Raw genomic sequence first — 565 nt, 5'->3', positions numbered from 1 at the left:
TCCGCCGCCGCGGCCAAGACGTTCGAGAAGACCATGACCGAGCTGGGCTCGAAGCTCGAGTCGAGCGTGTCCCGGCTGCGGACGATCCAAAGTGGACTCACCGCTTGCGCGGCCGGCTATCGCCGCGTCGATGCGCAGGTCGCCGCGATGTACCGGGCGCTGCTGCCCGAGGATCCGTTGCCCCGTGCGGGAAATCCGACCGGAATCGGCGGCTCGGCCGACACCGGGGCGTGGGCGCACGCGATCGCGGACAACCGCGTCAAGGTCGCCGACGCTCTGACTGCCGAACGTCTGCGGCTGGCGGCATCGACCGATCTTGACGAAGTCGCGCGGTCGCAGGCCCGGATCAAGCTGTACGAGGACATCCTGGCGAACCACCGGCAGATCCTCCGGTTCGACGCGTCCGGCAACGGCCGGATCGTCGAGCTCGTCGGGCACATCGAGCCGGGGACGCGCAACGTCGGGCTGTTCGTGCCCGGCGTCAACACGCAGATGTCGAACTTCGACGCCTACGCCGGCCTCGGGCGCAGCCTGGTGGCGGCGGACCCGGCCGGTCGCACGGCGG

The 565-nt window shown here is 70.4% G+C and carries 1 pseudogene; it reads left to right on the top strand.

Annotated features, from left to right (window positions below):
- Positions 1-565: pseudogene (locus CCN39_RS16405) on the top strand (alpha/beta hydrolase); the annotation flags it as partial.

This window comes from Amycolatopsis kentuckyensis, from assembly GCF_002155975.1.
GTDB lineage: Bacteria > Actinomycetota > Actinomycetes > Mycobacteriales > Pseudonocardiaceae > Amycolatopsis > Amycolatopsis kentuckyensis.
Note: the sequence above shows the minus strand (reverse complement) of the source record. Positions and strands in the feature narration are given on the sequence as shown.